Origin of the sequence: Brevibacillus reuszeri (genome assembly GCF_002897295.1) — a bacterium.
GTDB classification, from domain to species: domain Bacteria; phylum Bacillota; class Bacilli; order Brevibacillales; family Brevibacillaceae; genus Brevibacillus; species Brevibacillus reuszeri_A.
In genome coordinates, this window is sequence record NZ_BEXF01000004.1 from 162,015 (window position 1) to 186,783 (window position 24,769).

24 protein-coding genes are annotated in these 24,769 nt (G+C 47.1%); 16 read left to right on the forward strand and 8 right to left on the reverse strand.

The genetic code is table 11. The features are described from left to right. Positions 1-22: 22 nt before the first annotated feature. Both C3B52_RS08425 and C3B52_RS08430 read left to right on the forward strand, forming a co-directional pair. Positions 23-1,615, forward strand: a complete 1,593-nt coding sequence (locus C3B52_RS08425; RefSeq protein ID WP_103105637.1) for an ABC transporter substrate-binding protein — start codon at positions 23-25, stop codon at positions 1,613-1,615. Between the two features lie 26 nt (positions 1,616-1,641). Beyond that, the gene (locus C3B52_RS08430; RefSeq protein ID WP_103105638.1) at positions 1,642-3,234 is read left to right on the forward strand and encodes an N-acyl-D-amino-acid deacylase family protein; all 1,593 of its coding nucleotides are present in this window, start codon (positions 1,642-1,644) and stop codon (positions 3,232-3,234) included. Positions 3,235-3,312: 78 nt separating this feature from the next. Here the strand turns inward: C3B52_RS08430 and ytvI are convergent, their stop codons facing one another. Beyond that, positions 3,313-4,344 (reverse strand): sporulation integral membrane protein YtvI, encoded by a 1,032-nt coding sequence (gene ytvI / locus C3B52_RS08435; RefSeq protein ID WP_103105639.1) that lies wholly within the window; start codon positions 4,342-4,344, stop codon positions 3,313-3,315. Between the two features lie 265 nt (positions 4,345-4,609). Here ytvI and gltP point away from each other — a divergent pair, with 265 nt between their 5' ends. Together gltP and C3B52_RS08445 are read left to right on the forward strand one after the other, a co-directional pair. Continuing rightward, positions 4,610-5,890, forward strand: coding sequence for a glutamate/aspartate:proton symporter GltP (gene gltP, locus C3B52_RS08440; RefSeq protein WP_103105640.1), 1,281 nt, complete (start codon positions 4,610-4,612; stop codon positions 5,888-5,890). A 161-nt stretch (positions 5,891-6,051) separates the two neighbouring features. Further along, positions 6,052-6,321, forward strand: coding sequence for a hypothetical protein (locus C3B52_RS08445; RefSeq protein WP_103105641.1), 270 nt, complete (start codon positions 6,052-6,054; stop codon positions 6,319-6,321). A gap of 93 nt (positions 6,322-6,414) precedes the next feature. Here the strand turns inward: C3B52_RS08445 and C3B52_RS08450 are convergent, their stop codons facing one another. Together C3B52_RS08450 and C3B52_RS08455 are read right to left on the reverse strand one after the other, a co-directional pair. Next, the gene (locus C3B52_RS08450) at positions 6,415-7,797 is read right to left on the reverse strand and encodes a M14 family zinc carboxypeptidase (RefSeq protein WP_103105642.1); all 1,383 of its coding nucleotides are present in this window, start codon (positions 7,795-7,797) and stop codon (positions 6,415-6,417) included. Between the two features lie 77 nt (positions 7,798-7,874). Beyond that, positions 7,875-9,506: an ABC transporter substrate-binding protein gene (locus C3B52_RS08455; protein WP_103105643.1), complete on the reverse strand. Its 1,632-nt coding sequence runs from the start codon at positions 9,504-9,506 to the stop codon at positions 7,875-7,877. Between the two features lie 410 nt (positions 9,507-9,916). Between C3B52_RS08455 and C3B52_RS08460 the strand changes: the two genes are divergently transcribed. From C3B52_RS08460 to C3B52_RS08520, 12 genes are all read left to right on the forward strand, one after another. After that, positions 9,917-10,825, forward strand: coding sequence for an NUDIX hydrolase (locus C3B52_RS08460; protein WP_103105644.1), 909 nt, complete (start codon positions 9,917-9,919; stop codon positions 10,823-10,825). Between the two features lie 25 nt (positions 10,826-10,850). Further along, positions 10,851-11,696: a TIGR02452 family protein gene (locus tag C3B52_RS08465; protein ID WP_103105645.1), complete on the forward strand. Its 846-nt coding sequence runs from the start codon at positions 10,851-10,853 to the stop codon at positions 11,694-11,696. Then, positions 11,693-12,406 carry a nicotinamide riboside transporter PnuC gene (gene pnuC, locus C3B52_RS08470; RefSeq protein ID WP_103105646.1) on the forward strand — a complete coding sequence of 238 codons (714 nt, stop codon included), beginning with the start codon at positions 11,693-11,695 and terminating at the stop codon, positions 12,404-12,406. Before C3B52_RS08465 ends, pnuC begins: the two co-directional genes overlap by 4 nt. After that, positions 12,394-13,437: a multifunctional transcriptional regulator/nicotinamide-nucleotide adenylyltransferase/ribosylnicotinamide kinase NadR gene (nadR, locus tag C3B52_RS08475; protein ID WP_103105647.1), complete on the forward strand. Its 1,044-nt coding sequence runs from the start codon at positions 12,394-12,396 to the stop codon at positions 13,435-13,437. The genes pnuC and nadR overlap by 13 nt, the downstream gene beginning before the upstream one ends. 57 nt (positions 13,438-13,494) lie before the next feature. Continuing rightward, positions 13,495-14,082 (forward strand): DUF1802 family protein, encoded by a 588-nt coding sequence (locus C3B52_RS08480; RefSeq protein ID WP_103105648.1) that lies wholly within the window; start codon positions 13,495-13,497, stop codon positions 14,080-14,082. A gap of 35 nt (positions 14,083-14,117) precedes the next feature. Beyond that, positions 14,118-15,098, forward strand: coding sequence for a quinone oxidoreductase family protein (locus C3B52_RS08485; RefSeq protein WP_103105649.1), 981 nt, complete (start codon positions 14,118-14,120; stop codon positions 15,096-15,098). Between the two features lie 41 nt (positions 15,099-15,139). Further along, positions 15,140-15,616 carry a GNAT family N-acetyltransferase gene (locus tag C3B52_RS08490; RefSeq protein WP_103105650.1) on the forward strand — a complete coding sequence of 159 codons (477 nt, stop codon included), beginning with the start codon at positions 15,140-15,142 and terminating at the stop codon, positions 15,614-15,616. A 438-nt stretch (positions 15,617-16,054) separates the two neighbouring features. Continuing rightward, positions 16,055-16,495, forward strand: a complete 441-nt coding sequence (locus tag C3B52_RS08500) for an Rrf2 family transcriptional regulator (protein ID WP_103105652.1) — start codon at positions 16,055-16,057, stop codon at positions 16,493-16,495. Positions 16,496-16,555: 60 nt separating this feature from the next. Further along, positions 16,556-16,948: an IDEAL domain-containing protein gene (locus tag C3B52_RS08505; RefSeq protein ID WP_103105653.1), complete on the forward strand. Its 393-nt coding sequence runs from the start codon at positions 16,556-16,558 to the stop codon at positions 16,946-16,948. Between the two features lie 31 nt (positions 16,949-16,979). Continuing rightward, complete coding sequence (locus C3B52_RS08510) at positions 16,980-17,543, forward strand: thioredoxin family protein (RefSeq protein WP_103105654.1); 564 nt, start codon at positions 16,980-16,982, stop codon at positions 17,541-17,543. A gap of 43 nt (positions 17,544-17,586) precedes the next feature. Further along, positions 17,587-18,786, forward strand: coding sequence for an MFS transporter (locus C3B52_RS08515; protein ID WP_103105655.1), 1,200 nt, complete (start codon positions 17,587-17,589; stop codon positions 18,784-18,786). Between the two features lie 211 nt (positions 18,787-18,997). After that, on the forward strand, positions 18,998-20,404 hold the full coding sequence (locus C3B52_RS08520; RefSeq protein WP_103105656.1) for a VWA domain-containing protein: 1,407 nt from the start codon (positions 18,998-19,000) through the stop codon (positions 20,402-20,404). Positions 20,405-20,472: 68 nt separating this feature from the next. Here the strand turns inward: C3B52_RS08520 and C3B52_RS08525 are convergent, their stop codons facing one another. The 5 genes from C3B52_RS08525 to C3B52_RS08545 all read right to left on the reverse strand — a co-directional run bounded on the left by C3B52_RS08525 (position 20,473) and on the right by C3B52_RS08545 (position 24,678). Further along, the gene (locus tag C3B52_RS08525) at positions 20,473-20,865 is read right to left on the reverse strand and encodes an ArsR/SmtB family transcription factor (RefSeq protein ID WP_103105657.1); all 393 of its coding nucleotides are present in this window, start codon (positions 20,863-20,865) and stop codon (positions 20,473-20,475) included. Next, complete coding sequence (locus tag C3B52_RS08530; protein ID WP_103105658.1) at positions 20,866-21,291, reverse strand: SRPBCC family protein; 426 nt, start codon at positions 21,289-21,291, stop codon at positions 20,866-20,868. It lies immediately after the preceding gene. Between the two features lie 104 nt (positions 21,292-21,395). Beyond that, complete coding sequence (locus C3B52_RS08535; RefSeq protein ID WP_103105659.1) at positions 21,396-22,271, reverse strand: alpha/beta fold hydrolase; 876 nt, start codon at positions 22,269-22,271, stop codon at positions 21,396-21,398. Positions 22,272-22,373: 102 nt separating this feature from the next. Next, positions 22,374-23,240, reverse strand: coding sequence for a MurR/RpiR family transcriptional regulator (locus tag C3B52_RS08540; protein ID WP_164684723.1), 867 nt, complete (start codon positions 23,238-23,240; stop codon positions 22,374-22,376). A gap of 79 nt (positions 23,241-23,319) precedes the next feature. Then, positions 23,320-24,678, reverse strand: coding sequence for an aspartate aminotransferase family protein (locus C3B52_RS08545; RefSeq protein ID WP_103105661.1), 1,359 nt, complete (start codon positions 24,676-24,678; stop codon positions 23,320-23,322). Positions 24,679-24,769: the final 91 nt, after the last annotated feature.

A 24,769-nucleotide genomic window follows, 5' to 3' on the forward strand; every position in this document is an offset into this window, starting at 1 on the left:
ACGGACAAAAGGGGGATTTTCCATGGTCAGAAAGCCGGTCGGAATTCTTTTGACATTGGTACTGAGTATCACGCTATTGCTCTGGGGATGTTCTTCTTCACCAACGGCTAACAGCTCTAGCCAAATAAACGAGCAAGCTGAGGCAGTGCCTAAGGAAAAGAACGAGCTGCGTGTAGCCTTGTCTGTATCTCCGCCTTCGATTGATTTGGTGAAAACATCGACGACAGTCGCTCTTCAGGTAGGCTGGCATATTTTTGAGCCGCTGGTCACGCTTGATAAAGACTATAAACCTACGCCAATGCTTGCGAAGTCCTTTGAAGTAAGTGAAGACGGGAAAGAAGTGACGTTTACACTCAGGGAGGGTATTACCTTTCACAACGGAAAAGTCCTTGGTGTCGAGGATGTGATCGCTTCCCTCAATCGGTGGAAGGAGCTTTCTCCCAACGGAAAAACAGCGCTTGCTAGTGCGACGATCTCGTCAAAGGAAAATGACAAGGTAGTCATCACGCTAGAAAAACCGTCCGGCACGTTGCTGACGTCCCTGGCATTTCCCCAGCAGGGTGCAGTCATCATGCCAAAGGAAGTCATCGAAGCTGCAACAGAAGAGGGTGTAAAAGAATACATCGGCACAGGGCCGTTCAAATTTGTGGAATGGAAGCAAGATCAGTACATTCTGCTGGAGAAGTTTGCTGATTATAAAGCACTGTCCGAGCCTGCCAATGGACTTGGTGGGAAAAAGGAAGCGAAAGTAGACCGCATTTATTTCCACACCGTTCCAGACGCGGCTACACGGGTTGCCGGCTTGCAATCGGGCGAATACGATTTTGCGGATGAGCTTCCCTTTGACAATTACGAGCAGCTGAAAGCCGATCCGAATTTGGTGACAGTCGTCGCGAAGCCGCAAAAGTATGTCGGTCTGATTTTCAACAAGAAGCAAGGCTTGTTCTCCAATGTAGTGGCACGGCAAGCGGTGAATGCAGCACTAGACCAGGAAGTCATCATGATCGGAATAACCGGAAACCCGGATTTCTTCCGTCTGGATCATAGTCTGATGTTTGCGGAGCAGCCGTGGCATTCGGATGCAGGGAAGGAAAAATACAATCAAAAGAACCCTGAATTGGCTAAGAAACTGCTGGGTGATGCCGGCTACAAAGGAGAGCCCGTCACTATCATCACAACAAAGGATTACGACTATATTTATAAAAGCTCACTGATGGTCAAAGACCAGCTGGAAAAGATCGGTGTCAAAGTCAATTTTGAAATATACGACTGGCCAACCCTGGTCAGCAAACGTTCTGACGAAACGAAATGGAACATATTCTTTACCGGATTTCCTACCTACACCAACCCGGTCCAAACCTTATACCTGGATTCGCGTAACAAATGGCCCGGCTGGTACAACAATTCCGAGATGGATGCTTTGCTAGACGAGCTTCGTCATACGATCACATTTGAAGACCAAAAAGCGATTTTTGACAAGATCCAGACGCTTTACTGGGAAGATCTCCCGAGTGTGAAGCTAGGAGACTTGCATGGACTTGCTGCTCATCGGAATTACGTCAAAGGCTATCAATACTTCATGGATTCACCGTTTTGGAATGTGTCTGTCCAATAGATTGTGCGAAATGAGTGAGGCGAAAAATGGAAGAAAAAACGTTTGATCTCATCATCCGTAACGGTATGGTTTGCGACGGGACAGGAAATCCATGGACGCGACTCGATATTGGTATAAAAAATGGCGTGATTTCCAGTGTTGCTCATTTGGGGGCGGCGAGAGGAGATACGGAAATAGATGCTGCTAGCCTCGTTGTAGCACCGGGATTTATAGATGCGCATGTTCACTCCGATTTGTGGTGCACAAGGCCTGATATCCACAACATCAGGGTGTTGCAAGGAATTACTACGGAGCTGGCGGGGCAGGATGGAGTCTCTGTTGCCCCCGTTACGCCGGAAACGAAGCCTTTATGGAGAAAGCAATTGAATAGAGTCAACGGCGACATCGGAGAATGGCCTTGGAATAGTATTGATGAATATTTGCGTTTCCTGGAAAATACCAAAATGACAGGAAATATCGCCTATCTCGTACCACATGGAAATATCCGCTCCATGGTGATGGGATTCGACGGCAGGGAGGCTACACCAAAAGAAATTGCCGCCATGCAGGAGCTGGTGGAAGTGGGGATGCAGCAAGGGGCATTCGGAGTGTCATCGGGCATTCAATACCCACCCTGTGTCTACGCAAATAAAGACGAACTGGTTGGAATCTGCAGGGGTGCCGCCAAATACGATGGCTGCTTCGTGGTGCATATCCGCAACGAAAGCAATTATTCGGTGGAGGCTTTGGACGAGGTTATCGACGCAGCTCGCATCTCGGGTGTTCGGCTGCATGTGTCTCATTTCAAAGTGTGCGGCGAAAGAAACCGGGAAAAGCTGGACATCGCCCTGGAGAAGATGGATCGGGGGCGTGCTGAGGGAATCGAGATAACATTTGATCAATATCCGTATGCCGCTGCATCTACTTTTTTACATGCGATCTTGCCGCCGTGGATGCATGACGGGGGTGTCCCCAAAATGCTTGAGCGGTTGCGTGATGGAAGAATGCGAGAAGAGGCGAAGGAAGAGATTTTACACAGCGGAGAGTACGACAATCCGGTAAGAAACAATGGCTGGGGTAATCTCGTCATTGCGTCAGTCTCCTCTGAGGGCAACCGGGAGCTGGAAGGATTGAGCTTGCTTGAAGTGGCTGAGCGAAAAGGGACGGAACCCGCGTATGCAGCATTTGACTTACTGCTCGAAGAAGAGGGCGAGGTCATGATCATTATTCACTGGGGGAATGAGGAGGATGTCGAGAGGGTCATGAGGCATCCATTGCAAATGGTCGGTTCCGATGGTGTGTTCGGTGGAAAGCCGCATCCGCGTCTCTACGGATCATTCGCACGAGTGCTGGGACATTATTCACGAGAGAAGGAGGCCTTTCCGATCTGGGAAGCTGTTCGAAAAATGACGGGCGCACCTGCACAGCTATTGCGCTTGCGAGATCGAGGTTTTCTGCGTGAGGGATACCGGGCGGATCTTGTTGTCTTTGACCCAGCCGCCGTGGCGGATCAGGCTACGTATGAGCATCCGCTACAGCAGTCACTCGGAATACAGTATGTGCTCGTGAATGGGCAGATGGCGGTATCAAATGGGCAGTTTACCGGTGTGACTGGTGGAACAGTTATCCGTCAGGTGTAAAGCCAAGGAAATAGGGAAGGAAAAAGGCCGTTCGGGTTTCATTACCGGACGGCCTTTCTTTGGATGGACCATAATTGCCTAGAAGTCGATTTTAAAGTTGAGGAAGCCAGCCTTGCGCAGCGCCTCGTAAATAATGACCAGAGCAGGACCCAGAATCAGACCGAAGAATCCCATAATCTGAAAACCGAGAAACATACTGACCAATGCAGCAAGCGCGCTGATTCCCAAATGGGAGGCGAGAATTTTGGGCTCGATGATCCGGCGTACCACCGTAATTACGAGGAAAAGGATAATCAAGCCGATCGCCAAGTGAGAGCGCCCGGTAAAGAAATTGTAGATGGCCCAGGGAACTAAAAACGAGCCTGTTCCGAGAATTGGAAGGATGTCTACGAGAACGATCAACAAGGCGATCACAGCAGCATATTTAACCTGCAAAATCAGCAGCCCGATAAATGACATCCCAAACGTCATGAAGCTGAGGATGATTTGGGCGCGTAAAAAGCCGACTGTCGCACGGTTCAGCTGGGACAGGACGACATCCACTTTTTCTCGTGCCGAGGTGGTAAACATGCGCATGAAGCCGGCACGAAGACGCGGCAGGTCAAGACTCATGAGGAATACGGCTACCAAGTAAATAATTGTTGAAATTAAAAAGCCAGGGACAACAGCAGCCACACCTAAGATGCCTTTGGCCAAACTGGAAGCTCCATTAATCGCCCATGTTTTCAAGCCGGAAAATACCGATTGCACTTGATCGATGGCTTCCGGTGGAAGTGAGGCGTAATACGTTTCCCAGCTCAACAGGTTTGCTTCTACGAGCTCAAATAAATGCTGTGAAAGTGCTGGTAAGCGCTGTGCCAATTCAATGCCTTGGATCACGATTTGGGTACCGATCCAGTATAAGCCAAGGCCAAATGTGACAAGGAAAATGAGAAAGCAAAGGATGACAGACGCCATTCTGTTGATTTTTAGGGCGCGAATGAGAAGCAAGACGAGAGGCTCGAGCAAAATCGCGGTCAAGAGAGCGAGTAAAAATGGAATTGAATAGGGCAGTAAATAGAGAGCGATTGCAAGTATAAATCCCAACAATAGAATTTTACGAATCGTCATCAAAAGGCTCCATTCTGTTAGCGGTCATTCTATGAAATAATGATTCACTTATTTTAGCATCTTTTCCAGCTATAAAACAATCTGGCCGCATCAGACGGGACTTTTCGCTAAAAGTCAAAAAAATGTGAGTAGGAGCAAAAATAGAAAAAAGGGAGTTTGAAAAAATTTATGCTATGATTTTGATCTATATCATCAACAATTATTATTACGGTGATGAATATAGCGTTGCAAAACGACAATCTAATACTTATAGCGAGGTGTCAGAATGAAGCGGTTTGGATTAGCGATTCAGATTGTCATCGGTCTCATTCTGGGTATCCTGGTGGGTGCCATCTTCTTTGGCAACCCTGCCGTGGCAACCTATTTGCAGCCAATTGGTGATATTTTTCTTCGGTTGATTAAAATGATTGTCGTGCCGATTGTCATTGCCACTCTCATCGTCGGAGTAGCAGGGGTAGGGGACGTCAAGAAGCTAGGAAAGATTGGTGGTAAGACGATTCTCTATTTTGAAATCGTTACCACAGTTGCTATTTTTGTTGGTCTATTGGCAGCCAACGTGTTTCAACCGGGTGTGGGTGTCGATATGTCCCATCTGGCCAAAACCGATATTCATACGTATGTAGAAACTGCTGAATCGACGCAAAGTCACAGCATGATCGATACATTTGTGAATATTGTTCCCAAAAACATTTTTGATGCCATTGTCCGTGGAGACATGTTGGCCATTATCTTTTTCTCTGTTTTGTTTGGCTTGGGAGTTGCTGCTGCAGGCGAAAAAGGAAAGCCCGTTCTCGCCTTCTTTCAAGGTGTAGCAGACGCGATGTTCTGGGTAGTAAATGCAATCATGCGTTTTGCTCCGTTTGGGGTTTTTGCCTTGATTGGTGTTACCGTTTCCAAATTTGGTCTTTCTTCACTCGTTCCGTTGGCGAAATTAGTCATTCTGGTTCATTTGGCAATGCTGTTCTTTATTCTCGTCGTTCTGGGTGTGATTGCACGGATCAGCGGTATCAAAATCACGATGATCCTGCGTGTGCTCAAGGACGAGCTGCTCTTGGCTTACTCCACGTCCAGCTCTGAAACAGTACTGCCGAAGATCATGGAAAAAATGGAGAAAATGGGCTGTCCGAAGGCGATTACCTCATTTGTTATTCCGACGGGGTATTCGTTTAACCTAGATGGTTCTACCTTGTATCAGGCGATCGCTGCTTTGTTCATTGCCCAAATGTACGGAATTCATATGCCGATCAGTGCGCAAATTACGCTTATGCTCGTGCTTATGGTTACCTCCAAAGGAATTGCGGGCGTGCCAGGCGTATCGTTCGTCGTATTGCTTGCAACTCTGGGCTCTGTAGGGATTCCGCTTGAGGGTCTCGCCTTTATTGCAGGGGTTGACCGTTTGCTCGATATGGCTCGTACAGTCGTAAACGTAGTTGGAAATGCGCTGGCTGCGGTTGTGATTTCTCGTTGGGAAGGTCAGTTTGATAAAAAGAAAGCTGGCGAATACCTTCATGAAGTGAAAGCAAACGCAAATACAACTGCTGCTTAAGTAGTCATATAGCAAGAAGCCTATTGTCAGGTTGTACTGGCAATAGGCTTCTTTTTGTATATGGCGAATGGCCGAAAGTTGCGACGAGTGTAGAGAATTGTTAGACTAAAGAGTGACAGGAATATACTGGTAAATTAAACAGGGGAGAAGGTTATCCATCAATGAAAAGCTTTTCAGCTCTGATCATAGGTGTATCCATCCTTGCAGCAGTCATCGTCGCGTGCGGCGTTTTTTGGAACGTAAACACCACCGCACTAAAACCCACGGGACTAACAATCGAAAACCGTTACGAATTCATCAGAGTAAACGACAACAACGTCGTCTTATTCAATAAGCAAACAGGCGAAATGTGGAGAAAGTTTATCCCGAGCAATGAAGGACCGACCAACTGGGAGAAAGAAGATTTGCCAGTAGAAATGAACAATAGATAATCGTTTTTTTAAACCATATTCAAAACGCTCTTTTTGCTCGGTTCCCTTACACGTTCAACCTCTATAGAAGTGCTGGCGAATTCATCAGCAAGACTACCGATTCTTACTGATGTGATTGGAGACTAATAAACCACATTCCAACTGAATACGTACCAATTTCTGAATGGGAATAACTGTATAGTTTAGTTCTCGTTCAAGCTCATCCGTATACTGTCGCAGTTGGTGAAGCGCTTCTTGCAGCACTCCTGTCAGTTTTGTAATTGCCTCTTGGTCGTTTGAGTCTTCCGTTGCTAGCCGCTGTAGCTCAAATTCGCAAGTGCGGACCGCTAGTCCTAAGCTCAATCCTCGATAAAACTTCGATACCACGAAACTGCTGAAAACTTGGGAACCCTTTGCCGGCTTTTCAAATTCAGGTTCGCTCATTGCCCGTTTTCTCTGTGCTTCGTTCCTTTCTTTGCGTGCCGGGGAAGAGGGGTCCATCAACTTGAAAAACGGGTTATCCTGCGAAATATAGGACCGTATGCCACCCACAAGTCCCTCCAGCATTTCAAAAAAAGCCTCACTTTGATCTGCTTCGGTCAGAAGTGCCTCTCTGCGGGAGATATCTGAGTCACTCTGATCCTCTATTCGTGGATCGAAAAAATATGGCAGCTCGGTGATTAATGTTACACAATCCGCCTTCGAAGAGGCGTATGTGTGGCTGTCTGCCCCCACATCAAGTGTCGGGGGTTTTCCTGTATGTTTCTCCATATAATCAAAGTATTCGTCTTGCCCGTTTAAACTGAAGATGGCCGGAGCAAACTCTGTCGCAAATGGTGTCTCTGGTTCTCCTAGATCTAAAGGCACGTCTTCCTTCCTTGCTGAATTGTGAAATCCCTCGTATAATTCTGGAAAATTGTGAGAAATATACCAATAAGCACCGCATAACCCCCCATTGTGCAGAGAATACATAAACTCAGGTCTAGTCTCGTCTATGATTTTCATGAGCACTTGCGTTTCAGGCAATGGTTTGTCAAAGCGATATTCTTTATATTCAAACGGAAAAGTCCATTCCACCTGCTCGTAGCCGACAGGTCTATAGTAATTTCTAATGTAGTTAAAAATATTATATGGTCCTTTAAACCAATTTTCATTTAGTCGCGTACCATCAGGGTCAGCACATTTGATGATGTACCACGTGAAGCCTAGCTCGTCGCGCAGAGCCTTGTCCTCAGCCAATGCGCGGGAGAGATATTCCATCGTCATCGCGCCAATTGGCTCGTTAGGATGCGGGCAGGCAAAGCATAACGCATTTTTGGGCCCGTCTCCGATTTTGATACATTGAATGGGGTGTCCATCGCGGGACTTTCCCGCCTCAAATACGGTTACAGCATCAGGAAACTCTTCGGCCAGCTTTCTGGTGCTTTCATCCATTTCATCAACTGTTAGAAAAACCTTGTAGTTTGGCACCTTATCAATCACATGTTGAAAATTCATCGATCATTCCCCCTCGACTGATGCAATATTTTAATCTTGTCTCGGTTGCAATCTTCCAAGTCATTCTAAAAAAGAGGCTATTCTACCCAGCTATCTTGGAAATTGGGAAGATAAGACGTCCATTTCACGCCTTTTACTCGCGAGCTTACTACCACAAAGAGCTTGTCACTATAGATGGGAACAACATATGCTTGCTCAAGGAGATGTTTTTGGGCATCTACATATACTTGTTTTCTGACTTCCGTTTCAGCGGTTGCACGTCCTTTTGTTAATAAGGCATCCAGCTTGCTGTCATTTAGACTACTTATGTTAAAGCCAGCACCAATTTGGCTAGAGTGGAAACTTTGGTATAAAGCATCAGGGTCATCGTAACTATAAGTAACCAGCGTCACATCAAAATTTCCTTTCATTTGGCCATCACTAAACGCTGCATCCTCTAAATTTTGAATGGTAGCTTTGATACCCACCTCGCCCAGCATAGCTTGCAACAACTGAGCTTGCTTCTCAAACCTAGACGAACTCAAAAAGGAAAGGGTAAATACTTTTCCATCCTTTTCTCTTAGGCCTTCTCCGTTTACCTTCCATCCAGCAGCGTCAAGGAGCTTCTTTGCTTCTTCCACATTGTATTGGTACCCATATTTTTCCAATGATTTATCGTACCCCAATGTTGAAGGGGATAACAACGATTGGGCAACTTCTCCTTCACCCATCAAAACCGCCTGGACCATCGCTTGCTTGTTAACCAGCATATTGAATGCTTTTCGGACTTGGATATCCTCGAACTCCGGTTTTGTCAAGTTCATATATAAACTAAGAGGTATCCCAGCCCGTAAGAGTTCCAGAACCTGATATTTTGGGTTGTTTCGATACTTCTTGATATCTTTTGCGGGTACTTCGAATGCAACATCGATGGTACCGCTTTCCAAAGCGGACAACACAACACTTTTATCTTGAATGGTTTTGATCACCAGTTTATCAGCTCTTGGCGGTCCTTGATTTTCATCGAGCGGCATGGCCCACTTAAAGGCTTCATTGCGAACCAATGTAACCCCCTCGCCAGCCTTCCAGCTCTCAAACTTCCATGGACCCATTCCTACAGGATTTCGTCCATATTCCTCACCATATTTTTCAATGGCCTTCATGGATAGCGGTTGAGTTACACCAGTGCCTAAATCTTCAAGAATCGACACATTGGGTTCATGTAATTCCAGGATGAGGGTTTTATCATCAGGGGCACTGACGCTCTTCACCGGCATCATAACTATTCCCGCCAGTTTTGCTTTTGTTTTCGGATTCTTAATGCGTTCAAAGGTATCTTTGAAACTCTTGGCAGTCAGAGGTGTTCCATCGTGAAACGTAACATCAGTACGAATGGTAAAGGTGTACGTTTTTCCATCCTCTGAAATCTTGAATTCACTTGCAAGATTAGGTTTGAATTCTTTTGTAACTGGATCCTTGTAGACCAGTGATCCGCCCATATTCCAAGTAACACCCATATCGTTGCCAACTGACTTGTGAACATCTAAGGTATCTGCTTCACTTGCGTAAGCCACAGTGATGGTTCCGCCTGTCTTTGGTTTGTCAGCCTCTGGCTGTTGATTTGGTTCAGGGGTGGTTGATTGTGTGCTGCATGCAACCACCAACGACGTACATATCATTATTAGTAATCCTAAAATAATACCGTGAAATCTCTGTTTCTTCTTTACCATGTTACAGCTCCTTTGTTCTGTGTTGTTTAAAATATCTACATGACGACATAATGTTGAAAGATATCTGACCTCCTTTAGATGCAAAGCGCCGATTTGTCAACGCATCAGCCCCCTGGTCCCGATTATAAAACCTCAAGCAAGAGGAGATTCAATCGCTAGTTTTCGAGAAATGTTTCAAAAGAATTTCGTATTTTCCAAATAAGCCCTTGCTTCCTCCGGTGAACTTCGAATAGTCGTCTATTGAAGTTCTTTTTTTTTGCGCGTAAGAAACCAAATGCTGCCTCCACTAATGCCCGAACAAGTCTTGACACCATTTGCTGGAAGCAGTAATATGATACCAATAACTTGATAATAACATTTTGATAATAACAAACTAATAATAAGTTTTCGCGAGAGAGGTGCCATGTGCCATGAAACAATCATCGCCAGTAAACAAACAGGGTCAGACAGAGCAGCAATTTCTGCAAGCCTACGATGCCAGCCAATTCGACCGACCATCCGTTACTGTCGATATGCTCGTTTTTACTGTTTCCGATGAGGAGGAGAAAAACTACCGTAAGCTTTCACCGAAGTCATTGAACATCTTGCTGGTCAAACGCGGTGATCACCCTTTTATGGGACAGTGGGCACTGCCAGGAGGCTTTGTTTCACCAAGCGAAAGTCTGGAGGAGGCAGCCAGACGCGAGCTGCGCACCGAAACGAACCTCGACAACATTTACTTGGAGCAGCTCTACACATGGGGAGAGGTGGACAGAGATCCTCGAACCCGCGTCATCAGTACCTCGTATATGGCGTTAGTGAATAGCGAAGCTCTGGAGGTGATCGCAGGGGATGACGCAGATGAAGCAGAGTGGTTCCAGCTCGAAGACAAGTGGCTACGTGAGACGAAGACAGCAACTCCTGACGGCTCGATCACAGAAAAATGGATAGAGCTGCACCTCAGACATGAAGATGTGGAGTTGTCAGCGACGATCAAGGTAACGAAAACCGTCACAGGCCGAAGCGTCCGGGAAACCCGAGAAATCGTAGAAGCGAATCAAATCGCTTTTGACCATGCCCAGATCATTCAATATGCACTGGAGCGTCTGCGCAACAAGATCGAATATACGGATATCGCTTTTGCCCTTATGCCGGAGCTGTTTACTTTGACAGAGCTGCAGCAGGTGTATGAAGTCATTCTGGGCAAGGAGCTGCTGGCTGCCGCCTTTCGTAGAAAGGTTGCCGACAAAGTAATTGAAACGAATCAATATCGAAAAAACGCTGGGCACAGGCCGTCCAAATACTTTCGGTTTAATCCGGAGTGGATGGATCAGGCATAGCTCTTTTCACTAGGGGGAAACAATCATGAAGCAGGGATATAATCGCAGTCAACGAGTAAAAATCGCGGAAGAAACGCTGAAAATATTGGAGCAAGGATATTACAAAAATGCGCAAGGAACAAAGATCAGCCTGTCACAGGAGCTGGCGAATGCGATCCAGCATTCCGTCTTGTATCGACCCGATGATCTGGGGGAACAGGTAATAACGGGACAGGACAATGAAGCCAGACCGGTGATCGAGGTCACCTCTGAATCGAGCCTGGAAGCAGCGCAAAGGCTCGTTGTCACAGAAAAACGGTCAGACACGGTCTGTCTCAACTTTGCCTCGGCAAAAAATCCGGGCGGCGGCTTCCTCGGAGGAAGTCAAGCACAGGAAGAGAGCTTGGCGAGATCATCCGGACTGTATCCGTGCATTGTCCAGATGCAGGAAATGTACAGCCATAATCGCAGGCTGAAAACATGCTTTTACTCCGACTACATGATCTATTCACCGCGTGTGCCCGTCATCCGCGATCATGCTGATCAATTGCTGGACTCTCCGTATCTCCTTTCCTTTATTACCGCGCCGGCAGTGAATGCAGGAGTGGTTCGGGAGCGGGAACCGGAAAATGCAGCGATGATTCGTGATGTCATGAAGGAGAGAATACGCAAGGTTTTAAGAGCCGCAGTCATCCACGAGAATCGCACGATCATTTTGGGAGCGTATGGATGCGGAGTATTTCGGAACCCGGCTGAGGATGTAGCTGGCTACTTTGCAGAAGTGCTGCTGGAAGAAAAGCTCGCGAACCATTTTGAGCGAATCGTCTTCGCCATCTATGACAACTCTGCTCGGCAGGAAAATCTGCGAGCATTTAAGGAGAGATTCGCATGAATGCCAAACGGTTGGGTTTATTCGCTGATTGGAGCTGGTTTGAGCGTCTATGGCTGCTCTCATTTACACTGATTACGGTCTATCTGTTTTTTGCCCTGGATGATACCGTGATCGGCTTGTGTGCATCGCTAACGGGTATGCTCTGCGTGGTGCTCGTCGCCAAAGGCAAAACGTTTAACTACTACCCGGGCATCGTCAATGTCGTGCTCTACGCGTTTATCGCTTATGGGCAAAAATACTACGGAGAAGTGATGCTGAATCTTCTTTACTTTTTGCCGATGCAGTTTATTGGACTGATCATGTGGCGCAAAAATCGGGTGTCCGAAACGAAACAAAACGATGTAAAAGTAGCGGTATTAACCAATCGTGCCCGTCTCGGCTGGAGTGCGCTCAGCATCGCAGCTACAGTCATCTACGGATTGGTGCTGAAGCAAATGGGCGGCGCTTTGCCATTTGTCGACTCGTTGACCGCGATCCTCTCGATTCTCGCCATGATTTTTATGGTGAAGCGCTTGGTTGAGCAGTGGGTCGTTTGGGTCATCATCGACATTTTTACGATTTATATGTGGCTGGTTGCATTCATGGCTGATGGCAGCGATATTTCGATTCTCGTCATGTGGTGCGCCTATTTGGTGAATGCCGTCTACGGCTTGTGGAACTGGATCAAGCAATACCGGCTGCAAAAGGAGGGAGCGGTATGGGTACAGTAGGCTTTATTGGTGGGAAGTTTTTACCGCTGCATCAAGGGCATGTATACGCGATTACTCAAGCCGCTTGCCGCTGTGATGAGCTGTATGTCGTGCTGTCCCACAGTCCTCTGCGTGATAAAAAGCTGTGTCAGGAGGCCGGGATCAAGGAAATGCCTTATGAGGTCAGGCTGAGATGGCTCTCGACGCTGGTCAAGGATATGGAGAACGTCCAAGTCATCGAGGTAGAAGATCAGGCAGAAAGCGATGAGGTGTATGATTGGGAGACAGGAGCAGCAGCTATAAAGCGCAAGATTGCCAAGAAAATTGATTTTGTATTCAGCTCGGAAGTCGCATACGATCCGATTTTTCGCAGCTTGTATCCAGAGGCCGAGCACGTGGTAATTGATGCAGCACGCGCTCACGTGCAGATTTCTGCAACACAAATCAGAATAGAGGGTGTTTTTCGCCACTGGGAGCATATACCAGCTTACGTGCGCCCCGATTTCGTCAAGAAGGTCGTGATTATCGGAACCGAAAGCTGCGGGAAGTCGACCTTGACGCGCTATCTCGCAAAAATCTACAACACGGCCTTTGTAGAAGAATACGGACGGACGATGTGTGAAGAGATCGGTGGCTGTGAAACGATTATGACCAAAGAATACTTTCCGCACATTGCCTACGCGCATAAAGTGAAGGAATATGAGGCACAGAGACAGGCAAACAAGCTGCTGTTTGTGGATACCGAGGCGATTGTCACCCAGTTTTACTCGCAGCTGTATACTGGACATTCCTTTGCAGTCTTGGATCAAATGGCGAGCGAGCAGGGGTACGATTTGTGGCTTTTTTTAGAGCCGGATGTGAGTTGGGTAGATGATGGGCTGCGCGTCCACGGCGAAGAACAAGTACGCTGGGCGAATCATGAAAAGCTGAAGCAGATGGTCGAGAAGCGAAGCATCCCCTATGTTATTATTTCTGGCAGCTATCAGGAGCGTTTGAGCAAAGCAATCCATGAAGTGGACAGATTGCTCCGGACGGCTTCACAGCGAGCATGAAAATTTGCTAGACTGAAGTCATCAAATGATTCTGATATAAGAAGGGAGCTGAACTTCATGCAGACGATCGCACAGCCGGCATCGCCTTTGAGCCTGAAGGAATGGGCGGTTGCCGTCAAAGCCCTCGGAGAAGGAGTGCAGATCATCACGATCCGCAAGGGTGGGCTATACGAAGAAACACGAGAATTCCGCTTGGAAAATAATCAATTTTATTTGTATCCGACATACGAGCATCAAAAGCGGGAAATGGTCAAAGCAGAGTATCATCCCTTGCTAGACGCTACCTATGAGGGCTGGACGAGTGAACAGAAGACGGTAAGGATCGAATATTTTGCCGAAGTAACGGACGATGTTGAGCTGATGGACGAAGACAAGCTGCGTGCGCTCTCACCGTATCACATCTGGACAGACAATTTCGCGGATGTTCGTCTGCACTGGAAGAAAAAGCAGCCCCTTCATATTTTGTTCGTACGCATGTATCGCCTGCAGCAGCCAGTACAAATTCCGATCGAAGCCGCTTATCAAGGCTGCAAATCGTGGCATGATCTGCTCGTGGAGATTCCTCGCCATGATTTTGTACCTGTATTGTCAGACGATGAATTTGCACAAAAGAAGGCTGTAATCTTGGAGATTTTGCAAAAGTAAGATGAGAATTCTATCTCGATTTGGAGGGTCTGGCGATGAAAGCGATTTTGGTTACGGAGCTTGGTGGTCCTGAAACGATGAAATACGCAGAGGTCGAAATGCCCACTATGGGTCCGACACAGGTCCTTATTCGTGTGGAGATGACGAGTGTCAATTTTGCCGACATTAAGGCCAGATACGGAAATAAAGGAGTAGCAAAGCTGCCGTTTATACCAGGGCTCGATGCGACAGGTGTGATTGAGCAGGTTGGATCGCAGGTTCAGCATCTTACGGTAGGACAGCGGGTAATCGCGTTTCCGGCAAATGGATCTTATGCGGAGTATATCGTTGCGGATGAGGCGCTAACCTTCGCTGTACCTGATCAGTTAAGCACGGAAAAGGCAGCGGCCTGCCCTGTCGTTTCGTTTACATCTTATCAGCTGCTAGCCAAGGTCGCACGTATTGAAAAAGGGGAGTCGGTACTGATCCATGCAGCGGCTGGAGGAATCGGGACGACAGCGATTCAATTAGCCAAGCTCTTGGGTGCAGGGCAGGTCATCGGTACAGTCGGAAGCAAAGCTAAAGCCGAGCTTGCCTATTCAGCCGGAGCTGATCATGTCATTTGCAATGACAGCGAGGACTTTGTAGAAAAGGTACGCGAGCTGACAGATGGATCAGGAGCAGATATCATTCTCGATTCCATTTCCGGGACCGTGAGTGAGCGAAGCCTGGAGTGCCTTGCCTGGTATGGTCGCCTCGTTCATTTTGGCAATGCCAGCGGTCAAATCGGTCAAATCAAGACCATCGATCTACATGCCAGCTGCCGCTCAGTGCTCGGCTTCAGCTTTGGAACGACGAGAAAGCTGCGCCCGCATCTTCTCCAGGATACGGCAAAGCACGTACTGGAGTTTTTGGCTGCGGGAAGCTTGGATATAAAAATCGGGAAGCATTTTGCGCTGGAAGACGCCGCAAGTGCGCACGAATGGGTAGAGAGCAGAGCCAGCACAGGCAAAGTACTGCTCGATGTGCGTTCCTAACAGCCGCAAACACGTAAACGTCAATAAGGTGGTTCAATCAGATGCAAATCAAATCATCTTATGAGCTATCCAAACAGTCCAAACAAGAATTTTTCACCACTCATTGGGGAAGTCCGAAAATGGTGATATCAAGCGGTGTTTTTCAATGCGATGAGCTGGAAGGCTACGCCGTGCACGAAGACGATGGCACTATTACCGGCTACATTTCCTACGTCATTGATGGCGATACCTGTGAGATCATCTCACTCGACAGCCTCGTCGAACAAAAAGGAATCGGTACAGCACTCGTCCAAAAAGCAGAGGAAGCCGCCAAACAAGCAGGCTGCAGTCAAATGAAGCTAGTGACGACCAACGACAACCTGCACGCTCTCGGCTTTTACCAAAGACGAGGCTACCAATTCAGCGAGCTGTACATAAACGCAGTGGACAAGGCCCGCAGGATCAAGCCGGAGATTCCTCTGGTAGCGGATAATGGAATTCCAATTCGTGATGAAATACTGTTGGTGAAAAAGCTGTAAGGAAATCACGGAATTAGGAGAGGGCACTTTTTGTAAAGGAAGTGCCTATTTCGTCTATTTTTGAGATAAAAATCATTATTTGAATTCGCTCTCAATCATGTAAGCAACAAAATAATGAAAAGCTGGCCGAGGAAAAAGGAGAAAAAGCGAAGCTCTTTGGAACCCTACCCAGGCGAAAGGGAAAAAGCGAAACACGCCTTTAAGCGTCCACCCCTGATCAGCAACCTGAATCAACCACTTTGGACGCGGTTTCGCTTTTTCCCTGAAGCCGCACAGTGAAGCCCCCTTAGCTGGGTTCCAAGAAGCTGGAGCTTTTTCTCCTTTTTCCTCCCACCACGCCAGCTCCTCATATCCGCCCGCCACCAACACTTCGTATATTGACATTCCAAACTGTACGTTTTAAGATTACAGTATCGTTCCCGAAAGGACGTCTGTGACGTGAATAGTGAATTTACTATAGCTGTCCACAGCTTAGCCCTCTTGGCGCACATCCCGGACCATATGGCTAGCAGTGAGCTAATCGCAAAAAATGTACGTACCAATCCAGCGAGAATTCGCAAGATCATGAGTATTTTGCGCAACCATGGCTTTGTGAGGACAAAAGAAGGAATTGGCGGCGGATATATACTCGCTTGTGATCCAGAAGAAGTTACGCTTGCACAGATTTATCGCTCTGTTTCCAATGGAACTCTAAAGCCGCATTGGTGCTCTGGAGACCCGGAAGAATCTTGCATGGTTTCTTCTAATATGCATAGTGTTATGGATCAAATTTTTTGTGAAGCCGAAGTTTACTTTACCAATTACCTGGATCGAATCACAATTGCATCCGTACTGGAAAAAATCAAGCAAGGTCCGTGTCCGCTAGAGAAGGAAAAGTAGCTGCCAGTACTCTTACTCTAACTGTAACTTTTTTAACAACAATTAAGGTGGTGCGACAGTATGAATCATGAAGAGCTTGTAGAAGTTGGTGACTGGGTCAAGGGTAAAACCAAAAATGGAGAATTGATACACGGCTTTGTTGAAAGCACGGATTCATTACGAGGTACCGTCAAAGTATATGTGGTGAACAGTGATAATGATGTTGCCGTGGGAAAAAGTGTTGTGACTGTCAAGCAATGGATCGACGTCCTGCCTGTTTCTACCTTTGATGATGAAGAACAGCTGAGTGACTTGATCGATTTAGCTCTTGTAACCAAGGATAAAGAGTGGTTTACTGAACTATCTACAAAAAACGCAACGAAAAAGCAATCGAAACGTATTACTGAGGAAGATCGTGCCAGAAAATCGGGTGTTCGAAATCGGTTAGGCAGATCAGCTATTTGGGAGCAATAACACATTTACAATAAAGGCAGGGGAATGTAAGATGGCTACGGTCGTTCAAAGCGCATGGTTTGAAAAAGGAATGACATTTGCACAGTATTTGGAGAGCATGAAGGTAAATCGCGATGAGCTGACACGCGTTTATGAACAGCTTGAATTTACCGAAGAGGATCACGCATTTTGGCAAGAGCTGGCTGCGAAAAGCAGCAAAGGGATTGTTCTTACAGCAGATTGGTGTGGAGATGCTGCTTTGAACGTACCTGTTTTGCAGCGGATTGCGGAAGAAGCGAATATCGAATGGCGCTTTCTCATTCGCGACGAGAATTTGGAGCTGATGGATCAGTACTTGACCAACGGGACCTCCAGAGCGATTCCGATTTTTATTTTCCTCGATGAGGAAGGACACGAGACAGCAGTATGGGGACCTCGGGCTCCAGAAGTCCAGGAAATGATTACTTCTTTGAGAACGACGCTGCCAGCAGCAGATGCGCCTGATTTTGAAGAGAAGCAAAAACAGCTGTATCGTTCGTTCAAGGAAACCATCACTTCCGATCCGACCATCTGGCGTGCTGTCATTGAAAGTGTGAAAGCAAAGCTAAAAGGATAAAGACAAAAGAAAAATCTATAAATGGATAGGAATGGAAAAAATAATGAGTTCTTCAGGGAATAGTCAACGACCGATTCTCTTTCTGATGATTAACATGTTTATTGCAATGCTGGGAATCGGCCTAATTATTCCGATTCTGCCCGAGTTTTTAAAAGAGTTCGGCGCGGGCGGAAAAACAGCCGGATACCTGGTTGCCGCGTTTGGATTAACCCAGTTTCTGTTTTCACCCTTAGCAGGGGAATGGTCAGATAAATACGGTCGAAAAATTATGATCGTATCTGGTCTCGTGCTTTTTACGATTTCCAATCTGATTTTTGCATTGGCTGAGCATACATGGGTACTCTATCTCTCGCGCCTGATCGGTGGGATCGGCGCAGCGGCGATGATTCCATCCATGCTTGCGTATGTTGCAGACATTACGTCTGAAGCAAATCGCGGAAAAGGTTTGGGGCTTCTCGGCGCAGCCATGTCCCTCGGGTTTGTTATCGGACCTGGAATTGGCGGTTTTCTTGCGGAGCTGGGATTACGGATGCCGTTTTACATTTCAGCAGCAGTTGGTGCTGTAGCAGCGATTGGTTCCATGCTCTTCTTGTCTGAGTCGCTTGCTAAAGAAAAACAACTGGCGGCACGAAACGATAAGTCAAAGAAGGAAAACATCTTTATTCAGCTCGGCACTTCCTTCCGCTCGTCGTATTTCATCATGCTCGTGCTGATTTTCACTATGACCTTTGGGTTAGCGAATTTCGAAGTCATCTTCCCACTTTTTGTAGATGCCAAGTTTGGCTACACACCGCGTGATATTTCCATCATTATCACTGTCGGTGCACTTGCTGGAACGATTGTTCAGGCAGCGCTGATCGGCAAGCTCATTACTCGTTTTGGCGAGAAAAAGCTGATCAACTGGACTTTCTTCTTTTCCGCTGTAGCCATGGTATTGATGCTGTTGTCAGGAAACTTCTGGTACATGCTCGTACTCACTGTTCTTTTCTTCACATTGACATCCATTATGCGCCCGGCCATCAATACGTTGATTTCGAAGCGTGCAGGAGATGAGCAAGGCTTTGTGGCAGGGATGAACAACGCTTATATGAGCTTGGGAAATATTTTTGGCCCAGCCGTTGCGGGTACATTGTACGGTTTCCATTTGAACGCGCCTTACTTGTTTGGAGCGATCATTCTGGTGCTCAGCTTGTTCCTGTCCAGAATCGAAGGACGTCGCAAATTGAAGCAAGTTGCTGCATAAATAACTAGTATGGAACGAAAGAGTAGTACAAAGTGGATTTACAGCTTTGTGCTACTCTTTTTTATGTACTTGAAATGAATGGTTCAGGGTTTGGGATAATGTCCCAATACAGGAAAAAAGACCTGAGCGTGAATGGATAATCGGTCCAATTGTCTCCCTTGCCATTATTTAGGATAATGGAGCGTAGTGATTTTGGAGGGGGACGTTATCTTTGAGAAAAGAGATGATGATGCTGCTTCTTTTGGTGATGATGGTGATAGGCTGTAGTCAGCAGCAAAGTGTTGACGTGCAATCAGCACCTGTCCAGCAGGAAATAGCTAAGCAGGAGGATCAACCAAAGCGGGAGGAGGCGCCCGTGACGGAAACGGCAGTGACACTTGTGGAAGAACCGCCTGCCAGAGAAGCATTGCCGCCGTTAAAACGAGAGCTGACCGCCTTTGAGCTCAGCCTTGCCAATCAACCGATAGGGAAGTACGCCGGTGAAAACTATGATGAGCAGAAAATAAATCAAGAGCTGGATAAGCTGCCTGCTGATCTAAGCGCTGATCAATATTTGCAAGAGCTGTTGAAACTCATGGGTGAAGATTATCGCCCGCATATCGTTACGTTTGCTAATTTTGACTCGAGTGTAGAGGTGGACCTTGCGCGGCCAACTGAGGACATAATGCTGCCAGAGGATAAGCGTACTCATTTTGCTCTGTTAATTGATGCGAGTGGAAGTATGAAAGGAAAAGTGGGCGGAAAAACGAAAATGGCCGCTGCGAAGGAAGCCATTGACCAATTCGCCGCCATGCTGCCGAAAAACGCTACCATCTCATTGCGCGTGTACGGTCACAAAGGTAGTGGAAGTGATCAAGACAAGGCATTATCCTGTGGAAGCACGGAGGTTTTCTATTCGCAAGCGGGCTATGAGGCAAAGGCTTTCGGTGAGGCTCTGGCCAAAATTGAGCCGGCAGGCTGGACGCCAATCGCCAAAGCGCTTGAAGCTGTTAAACAAGATATTCCTCCAAATACAACGGAAACGATTGTGTATGTGGTGAGTGACGGCATCGAGACATGTGGGGGAAATGCCGTAGAAGCAGCTAAAACACTCGGTCAATCGAAAATTCAAACTGTCGTGAATATCATTGGCTTTGACGTAGACAACGACGGTCAGCGCATGTTAAAGCAGGTCGCAGATGCGGGAAAAGGCGTCTACATAACGGTTCAGGATGAAAAAGCATTAAAGCAGTATTTGCGGGGCGAATACAACAAGCTCAAGCTAGCTTGGTATGAGTGGAAGGAAAAAGGCAAAGCGCAAGCACTGGACATGAAAGAAGAGAAGAAAAAGCTTGCGCATGAAACGAAGGATAAAATCAAAGTGATGGTCGAAGAAGAAAAACAACGACTGCTTCGAGCGCGAGAATATTTGAAACAAAGGTTCAATCGAAAAGGCGAGATTATGGATACCGATACGGCGATCATAGATCGGAAGCAGCAAATATGGCAGTATGCAGTAGATGTTGGCAACGGGTTGTGGAGAGAGTCTGTGGATAATGGAAACGAGCAGTGGCGTGGAATCATTAAGGAAGGAAATCAGGGGGCACGAGACGCGATCGAAAAGCGAGATTCTCAGTAAACAAAGTAGAAGGAGAGAGACACGGGGCACCGCCCTGATGTCGCTATCCTTCTTTACTTGTCGATCAGCTAGCTTTGTTTTGTAGTCGAGCCGTGATTATCCGGAACGAGACGAGGACCTGACAGTTGGTCTTTAGACGAGGCATCGTCTTCTACCAGTCGTCTCAAGGCATGCAGCTTATTTTCCCAGAAGCGCTCATAGTAGGCTAACCAGCTTTGCAGCTCCCGAAGAGGCTCTGGTTGCATGCGGTATCTCGTTTCGCGGCCGATTTTTTGCTCCTTGACCAGTCCCGCTTCAGACAGGATGCGCAGATGCTTGGAAACGGCAGTCCGACTGATGGGAAAATGAGAACTAATTGCCGTTACAGCCATTTCCTGCTCGCTAAGAAGCTCCAGCAGCTTTCGGCGAGTCGGATCTGCTATCGCCTGAAAGACGTCATGCTTCGCAGGAGACGCGCTCATTTACGCTTCCACATATGCTTTCAGCTTAGGCAGAACACTTGAATCCCAGCCCTGGTTCATTCTGTCGCGCACCACTGTATGAGTTTCGCCAAACTCGGTAACTGTATCCAGGGACCAGCCGGAATGAATCAGCGTAAACTCTGTTTGACCATCCAGGTCTTTCAAGCTGAAGGTAATTGTCCAATCCTTACCCCAACCAAAAACAAGTCGGTTCGGAGGGTCAATCTCTTTGACCACGCATGGCGAATCACCATAAGGAGAACGGATCGTGAAGGCTTGTCCTGCGATCGGTTGAAAGTCATTAGGCATGAACCAAGCGGAAATGCCGTCAGCTGTAGCGACAGCATCCCATACTTTTTGCAAAGGAGCTTGTAATACAAGGGTTTGTACAATATCCGGGATGGAATTGCTAGCAGAGTTAGTCATAAATGAGCCTCCAAATGTAAGTAGTTTTCAATCAACATTGGCATTAAAAATAGGAAACCAAAAAGTTTCGCTTTTTTGAGTATATGAAACCAAATGGTTGCGCGTCAAGAGTTTAATCTGTTTGAATCCACTTGCTCTAAAAAAGTGAGAATGACTTGACTCATCGCTTCGTAATGCTCGAATACTATGATGTGCTCTGTATCGGGAATGATTACGGACCTGCTTGGAAATGGGAGGTCGCTTATTATCCTTTGAATAAACTGATTCTTCCATTCAAAGAATCGATGTTTGGCAGCAGGCATAAACAAGACGGGGCATTGGATATTGGCATAGAGCGGCTCTAGCTGAAGATCGTATAGGGAGGCCATGATTTGCGTGTAGGTGTCATTCGTTGTTGTGGGGGAAAGTAAGCCATCGCCTACAGTCCGCAGGGAAGGGACCCACCCTTGGAGAACGGCCTTTTCGACAATCGAATTCCACACCTTGCGTCGCTGCTGTTCATATTGAACATAAGCCGAAGCTGAGGGGAATAAGAGGTCAGACTGTTTTAACATCTGTACATGTTCTTCACGCGTAGTCGTAAACTTCCCGTCAGGACCTGAGTGATTCTGCATGGCCCCGTCCGAAAGACTGATCGATCGTACGCGAGAAGGGTAGATAGCAGCAAAAACTGCAGCCACATAACAGCCAAGAGAACTTCCCACCAGATGTACTGATTCCAGCCTCAATTCATCCAGTACACCGAGCAGGTCCATGGCAAAGGCTTCGATTTCATAGCCGAAATCAGGCTGATCCGATTCTCCGTGACCACGCATATCGATGGCGTAAACTCTGTAACCGCTTGTGAATGCAGGGATGACGCCATTCCAGACCCAGGCATTGCCCGAGATAAAGTGTAGAAAAAGAATCGGCGTCCCCGTTGTGCTGTATTGATGAACCATGAGCTCGATTCCGTTTGTATGTATTTTCGTTTTTTTCATAGACCATCACGTCCATCCCAAAGAAAACTTGCCTCACTTCAAATATAGAAATAACCCGAGTGCAGCGACTCGGGTTTGCTTTTCACTTCCAAAATGCCAGCTTTACTTGTCAGAATCGACGTAGATCCCAAGACCGTTCCATGCATCCTCCAAATCATGCAATAAGCTCGTTGCCTTATCTGAATCCTGATGGGACATGGATCGCAGAATCGCCGTTAAAAGCGAAAGTGGAGCGACGAAGGACTCCATATGCGAAGCAATCCCGGTAGGTGTATAGAGGATTTCGTCCGCATAGCGGCATAAAGGCGATGACGGATAGTCCGTGATGACGACGATGCGGGCACCTCGTTTTTTGCCAACTTCCAAGCAATCGACACTAAATCGCGTATATCTGGCAAAGCCGATTCCTACGATAACATCATCTCCACCAAATCGGTGAATTCGGTCAACTGTCCGTGGCTCGCCGCTAAATAAAAGCGTATCCTTATTGAGCAAATTGAGATAGAAGTCAAAGAACATGCCAAGCGACAGGGTACTTCGTGAGCTGACGATACCGATACGCTTGGCAGATAACAAAAGCTGTACGATTCGCTCAAATGCTTGCAAATCAATACGCTCCATCATCAGGTTCAGGTTATGCACATCTTCCTCAAAATGCTGCAAGACTGCTTGCTGACCAACCGTCGTGGCATTGCGAGACAACTGGAACCGCTCGCCTGTTGTGAGGCGTGACCGCACCATTTCCTGCAGTTCGCGTGACATGCCGGGAAAGCCGGAATAGCCGATAAAGGTGGCAAAGCGAGTAACCGTCGATTCGCTGACATTGGCTTCTCTTGCCATTTTCGCTACGTTATAAAAGGCAGACGACTCGGGATCATGCAGGATGACATCTGCGATCGCTTGCTGCGAAGGACTCATTTGCTGATACATATGAGATATCTTTTGTAAAACGGTAGGACTTGGATTCAAGCATGATCACCTATCTTGTCCAGCATAAATTCTGGAATAAGTATACGATAGGTTTCCTTGGGTGACAATCGGTGAGCCATTAGATCAGAGGATCTTGTTTAAGCGCTGCAAAGCTCTTCTCAAAAGCATCCAATGTCGCTGTGATCTCCGTTTTGGTATGAGCCGCTGACAATGAAAAGCGGTTTAACGGTTTGGAATACACGCCGTTTTCCATCAACAAAAAGTCTAGAGCTAAACGAAGCTGATTTTGGTTAGCTCCAAGGCCGCGATAGTGGCGTACGGGCTGCTTCGTCGCAAGCACGTTAAAGATTGTCCCCTCTCCTAGCGTCGTAAATGGCAGGTCATATTGCTTAGCAAGGGCATCAATACCTGCTCGCAAGTCGTTTGTGCTCTGTACAATCTGAGCAAATGCTCCTGGCTGCTTCAAATAGCGAATCGTTGCCAAGCCACAAGCGATGGACAACGGATTGCCATTGAACGTGCCGCTGTGAAACACAACTTCAGAGCGCTTATCCGAACGTAGCGGTGACGCAAGCTCCATGAAGCGACGCTTCCCTCCAACGATTCCAATCGGGAACCCACCACCAACCACCTTCCCTAAAGCGGTCAAATCAGGCTCAATGCCATAAAAAGCTTGCGCACCACCCAGCTCGATACGGAAACCAGTCTTGACTTCATCAAAAATGAGGACAATCCCCAATTGGGTAGTCAGCTCCCGCAGATTTTTCATAAACGAATGGTCTGCCGCAATATAGCCAGAGAGCATCGGCTCCATGATGACCGCAGAAATGACCTCTGCTTTTTCGGTTAGGATACGTTCGCAAGCCTCCCAATCATTGAACGGAAGGATAACACTATGCTGGCGATAATAGTCTGGCGCACCAAATGAATCCGGTACCGATTGCGGGGCGAGAGACTCCCCAGCTTGATCAGCAGCAGGATTTACGCTTTGTAAAACTTGATCATGTGCGCCATGATAATGCCCTTCAAACTTGGCTACATGGGTTTTTCCGGTATAAGCTGCTGCCAGCCGCAGAGCAAACAATGTTGCTTCCAAACCGGAATTCGTAAAGCGCACCTGATCAAAAGCAGGATAGAGCGCAAGCAGCTCATCCGTCAGCTCCAGCTCAAGAGGATGCGTCGCGCCAAAGCTGCTAGTGCCTTGCTCGAACCAGGTTCTTTGGGCAGCGGCCACGATTTCAGGATGCGCGTGCCCAAGCATCAACGCACCATAAGAAAGAAGATAGTCCACATATCGATGTCCATCAATATCAAGTAAGCTAGCTGAATCTGCTTTTTCAAAAATGATCGGAAACGGAGCAAAATAACGCAAATTTCCGTTCACTCCGCCAGAAATCGTATGCTTCGCGCGTTCAAAGAAAGCGGCAGAATGAGGTCTGTTTGCTTGGAACGTATGGTGTAATGATGAAATTTTCATTTCATGGCCCCTTTGTTTTTGAAAATATTATTGCATGATGAATTTTAATTTGCAATAATATTTTCATGCCATAACTTTTAGAAGAGGGGGA